Below are 4,969 nucleotides of genomic sequence, written 5' to 3'. Positions count from 1 at the left end.
GCCGGGCCATCGCGCTCGCCTTCGCCCGCGAGGGCGCGCGGGTCGCGGTCGCCGGCCGCACCGCCGGCCCGCTCGCCGAGACCGTCGAACTGATCGAGCGGGCCGGCGGCAAGGCCGCGGCGCTCACCGGCGACGTGACGAACGCCCAGGACGCCGCCCGGCTGGTCCGCGAGACCGTCGAGCGGTTCGGCGCCCTGGACGTCGCCGTCAACAACGCCGGGGTGTTCGGTGCCGCCGGCCCGGTCGCCGACATCGACGAGGCCGAGTGGCAGCGGGTGTTCGGCATCAACGTCACCGGCACCCTGCTCGCCATGCAGCCGCAGATCGCCCGGATGCGGGCCCACGGCGGCGGCGCGATCGTCAACGTCTCGTCCAACCTGGGCGCCCACAAGCGGCTCGCGGGCGTCGGGGCCTACGCCGCCAGCAAGGCCGCGGTCACCGTGCTGACCCGGGCCGCCGCCCTCGACCACATCGCCGAGGGCGTGCGGATCAACACCGTCAGCCCCGGCGCGGTGGACACCCCGATGTCCTCCCGGCCGGGCGAGGACGCCGCGACCAAGGCCGGGCGGATGAAGGCCGACGTCCCGGTCGGCCGGGCCGGGGCGACGGAGGAGGTGGCCGCCGCGGTGCTGTACCTGGCTTCGGACGAGGCGGGCTACACCGTCGGCAGCGACCTCGTCCTGGACGGCGGCTCCTCGGCCTGACCGCCCGACGGCCTGACCGCCCGACGGCCTGACCGCGTGACCGCCTGACCGCGTGACCGCCCGACCGCGTGACCGCCCGACGGTGGCATGATCCCCGCCGGGCTACTCCTCCGGCGACTCCCCGGGCACCACCCCGTAGAACGCGTCCAGCGCCTGCGGGGTGCGTGCCCGGACCACCACCCAGGCCTCCTCGGCCACCCCGACCAGCACCTCCGGGCCCTGGTACCAGCGGAAGTTGCGGCCGAGCGCCGGCAACTCGTCCAGGCCGTCCGGCAGTTCCTCGTCCCATTCCAGGACGTCGGTCAGCTCGTGGTCCTCCAGCAGCTTCTCCATCAGCGCCATCGCCGCGGCCGCCGCCGAGAAGCGCTCGTCCCAGGGCTCCCACCGCTCCTGCGCCTTGTCCGCCAGGTCGAGCCGGAACACCGTCGGCGGGTCCTCCCGGTCGAGGCCGTCCAGCGGCACGCCCCAGTGCGCGCAGCCCTGGTTCTCCGCCCGGTACACCAGCGCGCCGTCCAGCACGTGCAGCTCGTCCGGCGTCAGCAGCACGTCCTGGTTGCTGGTGAGGTCCGCCCGGCGGCCGAACAGCCGGTACGCCTCGCGCAGCGCCACCGGCAGCCGCAGGCCCAGCCGCCGCTCGGCCGCGTCCAGCTCCGCGTCCGTGAAGCCGTCGCCGGGCCCCAGCGGCTCGCCCCAGTACGCGGCGAAGCCCCTGACGAGGGCCCAGGCGCCCGCGCGGGAGCGCACACTTTCGGCCATTGCGGCCGGGATGTCGAATTCCGTTTCGTCCACCCGCGCACCGTACGCCACCCCTCCGACAGTGCGGCGGACCGCCCAACTGCCCGTCTGCCGCCGGTTCGCCGCCCGTCCGGGCACGACCGGCCGGATCTGACGCGAACGCGTAATCCCCGCGACACCCGTTGATCACCGCGGGGTTTCCGCGCCGTCGTTCGGGCAAGACACGGTTTCGGCCGGAACCGACATCACGAAAGGCGGACGCGCGACACATGCCGACCGCACCGCACACCGGGCCCCTCCCGGGCCGTCGAAGCCGCTGGGGCGAACACGGGCTCGCCTGGGCCTTCCTGCTGCCCTCCCTGGTGGTCTTCGTCCTCTTCATCGGCTACCCGCTGGGACGGACCGTCTACCTCAGCGGGCACGCCAACGACCTCTTCGGCGCGCCCTCCCGCTACGTCGGGTTCAAGCACTACACCGACCTCTTCGCCTCGGCCGACTTCGTCCGCACCCTGACGACCACGGCGCTGTTCACCCTGCTCACCGTGGTGCCCGGGGTGCTCGGCGCGCTGGTGCTGGTGCTGCTCCTGGAGAACCGGATCCGGGGCGTGCGGCTGCTGCGCTCGGCCTTCGCGCTGCCCTTCGCGTTCTCGGTGGCCAGCGCCTCGGTGGTGTTCGCGGTGTTCTTCAACCCCGCCAGCGGGGTGCTCAACGGCCTGCTCTCGCACGTGGGCCTCGGCCCGATCGGCTGGCTGACCGACTCCCGGTACGCCCTGCTGTCGGTGGCCGTCACCACGGTCTGGATGAACCTCGGCTACAACGTGCTGGTGCTCTCCGCGGGCATCGGCTCGATCCCGGGGGAGATCCTGGAGGCGGCCCGCATCGACGGCGCCTCCGGCCTGCGGCTGGCCCGCTCGATCACCGTCCCGATGCTCGGTCCGAACCTGTTCTTCCTGACCGTGGTCTCCACCGTCCACGCGCTCCAGAGCTTCGGCCAGATCCACATCCTCACCAAGGGCGGGCCGGACGGCTCCACCCGGACCCTCGTCTACTCCGTCTACGAGAAGGCCTTCGCCTACGGCTCCAGCGACTTCGGCACCGCGAGCGCCCAGGCCGTGGTGCTGCTCGTGGTCGTCCTCGCCTGCACGGCCGTCCAGTTCGGCGTCCTGGAGCGGAAGGTGCACTACGCATGACCACCCTCACCACCGAGGCCGAGGCCGAGCCGAAGGCCGGGGCGCCCCGTCCGCGCGCCCGCGCCCTCGCCGGGCGCTCCGCGCGCGACCTGCTCGGCCGCGCCGCCGTCTACCTGCTGCTCGCCGTCGCCGTCGTCACCGTGGCCTTCCCGGTCTACTACGCCGTCGCCGGCGCCTTCATGGGCCCGTCCGAGCTCTCCTCCTACCCGCCGGCCCTGGTGCCGCACTCGCTCACCGGGCGGAACTTCTCCGGCGCCGTGGACGCCATCCCGCTGGCCCGCCAGTACGCCAACTCGGCGATCGTGGCGACCGTCATCACCCTGGCCCAGCTGTTCACCTCGGTCCTCGCCGCGTACGCCTTCGTCTTCCTGCCGATGAAGGCCCGCGCCGTGGTGTTCGGGGTGTTCCTGGCCACCCTGATGGTCCCGTGGGAGGCCATCATCATCCCCAACTACCTGACGCTGTCCGGCTGGGGACTCGGCAACACCTACTTCGGGCTGGTGCTGCCCTTCCTGGCCTCCGGCTTCGGCACCTTCATGCTGCGCCAGGCCTTCCGCCAGCTGCCCGGCGAACTGCGCGACGCCGCCCGGATCGACGGGGCCGGCCACTGGCGCTTCCTGTGGCGGATCGTCGTCCCGCTCAACAAGCCGGCCCTCGCGGCGCTGTCGATCTACGTCTTCCTGTCGGCGTGGAACCAGTACTTCTGGCCGCTGATCATCACCCGCACGGCGAACATGCAGACCCTCCAGATCGGCCTCACCTCGCTGCGCGACGCCGAGATGGCCGACCCCGGGCTGATCCTGGCCGGCGTCGTGCTCTCCCTGCTGCCCACCCTCGCCCTGGTGGTCTTCGGCCAGCGCTTCATCGTCCGCGGCCTCACCGCGGGCGCGGTCCGCTGACCGCGTCCCCTCCGCCCGTCCTGTGTCACCCCTCCTCGAACGCTCGAAAGAGAGAACCCTCGTGAAGAAGAGTGCGCGCGCGCTCGCTGCCCTGCTGGTGGCCGGCCTGTCCCTGACCGCCTGCAGCTCCAGCGGCTCCGGTTCCGGCTCCGGCGGCTCCGCCGACGCCGGCGCGCCCGGCGCCCAGGCGCTCGACCAGGCCTCCGGTGTCACCAGCGTCGAGTTCTGGCACTCGATGACCGGCAAGAACGCCGAGGTGCTGAACGGACTGGTCGGCCAGTTCAACGCCGCCCACCAGGGCAAGATCGAGGTCAAGGCGCAGTTCCAGGGCAAGTACGACGAGCTGGTCACCAAGTACAAGGCCGCGGTGCAGCAGAAGGGCACCCCCGCCCTGGCGCAGGTCTACGACATCGGCACCCGGTTCATGATCGACTCCAGGCAGACCGTCCCGGCCCAGGCCTTCGCCGACAAGGACGGCTACTCGCTGGACGACCTGGACGCCAACATCCGCAACTACTACTCGGTCGGCGGCAAGCTCCAGGCGATGCCGTTCAACTCCTCGATGCCGCTGCTCTACCTGAACACCGACGCCTTCAAGGAGGCCGGCCTCGACCCGGCCCAGGCCCCCAAGGACCTGGCCGAGCTGGGCGAGCTGGCCAAGAAGCTGACCAAGAAGGACGCCGACGGCAAGACCGTCCGGTACGGCTTCGGCGCCGCCATCTACGGCTGGTTCGTCGAGCAGCTGCTCGCCGAGTCCGGCACCATGTACTGCGACAACGACAACGGCCGCAGCAACAAGGCGGGCAAGGTCGTCTTCGACTCCGCCCAGGGCGCCCAGATCGTCCAGTGGTGGGCCGACCTGGTCAAGGGCGGCTACGCGGCCAACACCGGCCGCACCACCGACGACGCCCAGGCCGCGTTCAAGGCCGGTACGGTCGCGATGCACCTGGAGTCCACCGGCGTGCTGCGCGGCTACACCGAGGCCGCGAAGTTCGGCGTCGGCACCGCGGCCTTCCCGAAGGTCACCGCCGCCGACCAGGGCGGCCCGGTGATCGGCGGCGCCTCGCTGTGGATCAGCGGCCCCGGCCACTCCGACGCCGAGAAGCGCGCCGCCTGGGAGTTCGAGAAGTTCGTCTCCGCCCCCGAGCAGCAGGCCGTCTGGCATACCGGCACCGGCTACTTCCCGGTCAACACCAAGTCCCTGGACGACCCCAAGGACAAGGAGTGGGTGGCCAAGTACCCGCAGTTCCAGACCGCGATCGACCAGCTGAAGGCCACCAAGCCGACCCAGGCCACCGCCGGTTGCCTGCTCGGCGTGATGCCGCAGGCACGCAAGGGGGTGGAGACCGCGATCGAGCAGACCATCGCCGGCACCAAGCCCGCCCAGCAGGCCCTGGCCGACGCGGCCAAGGAGCTCCAGCCGGCGATCGAGAGCTACAAC

5 protein-coding genes are annotated in these 4,969 nt (G+C 71.9%); 4 read left to right on the top strand and 1 reads right to left on the bottom strand.

Annotated features, from left to right (window positions below; all coding sequences use genetic code 11):
- A partial coding sequence (locus ACFU6K_RS31265; RefSeq protein WP_380668732.1) for an SDR family NAD(P)-dependent oxidoreductase occupies nucleotides 1–704 on the top strand: 704 nt, incomplete at its 5' end.
- Nucleotides 705–806: 102 nt separating this feature from the next.
- On the opposite strand, the gene ACFU6K_RS31260 is transcribed toward ACFU6K_RS31265, so the two are convergent.
- Nucleotides 807–1,493 carry an SMI1/KNR4 family protein gene (locus tag ACFU6K_RS31260; RefSeq protein ID WP_380668730.1) on the bottom strand — a complete coding sequence of 229 codons (687 nt, stop codon included), beginning with the start codon at nucleotides 1,491–1,493 and terminating at the stop codon, nucleotides 807–809.
- 215 nt (nucleotides 1,494–1,708) lie between these two features.
- On the opposite strand from ACFU6K_RS31260, the gene ACFU6K_RS31255 reads away from it, so the two are divergent.
- The 3 genes from ACFU6K_RS31255 to ACFU6K_RS31245 form a co-directional block, all read left to right on the top strand.
- On the top strand, nucleotides 1,709–2,629 hold the full coding sequence (locus ACFU6K_RS31255; protein ID WP_380668728.1) for a carbohydrate ABC transporter permease: 921 nt from the start codon (nucleotides 1,709–1,711) through the stop codon (nucleotides 2,627–2,629).
- Nucleotides 2,626–3,528 (top strand): carbohydrate ABC transporter permease, encoded by a 903-nt coding sequence (locus ACFU6K_RS31250; protein ID WP_380668726.1) that lies wholly within the window; start codon nucleotides 2,626–2,628, stop codon nucleotides 3,526–3,528. The genes ACFU6K_RS31255 and ACFU6K_RS31250 overlap by 4 nt, the downstream gene beginning before the upstream one ends.
- A gap of 61 nt (nucleotides 3,529–3,589) precedes the next feature.
- A partial coding sequence (locus ACFU6K_RS31245) for an ABC transporter substrate-binding protein (RefSeq protein ID WP_380668724.1) occupies nucleotides 3,590–4,969 on the top strand: 1,380 nt, incomplete at its 3' end.

The sequence above is a fragment of the Kitasatospora sp. NPDC057512 genome (assembly GCF_042802135.1).
In the GTDB taxonomy this organism is placed as follows: domain Bacteria; phylum Actinomycetota; class Actinomycetes; order Streptomycetales; family Streptomycetaceae; genus Kitasatospora.
Note: the sequence above shows the minus strand (reverse complement) of the source record. Positions and strands in the feature narration are given on the sequence as shown.

Excerpts from the sequence above, each read along its gene's own strand:
- ACFU6K_RS31255 (WP_380668728.1), top strand. The coding sequence starts at position 1,709 with ATGCCGACCGCACCGCACACCGGGCCCCTCCCGGGCCGTCGAAGCCGC.
- ACFU6K_RS31250 (WP_380668726.1), top strand. The coding sequence starts at position 2,626 with ATGACCACCCTCACCACCGAGGCCGAGGCCGAGCCGAAGGCCGGGGCG.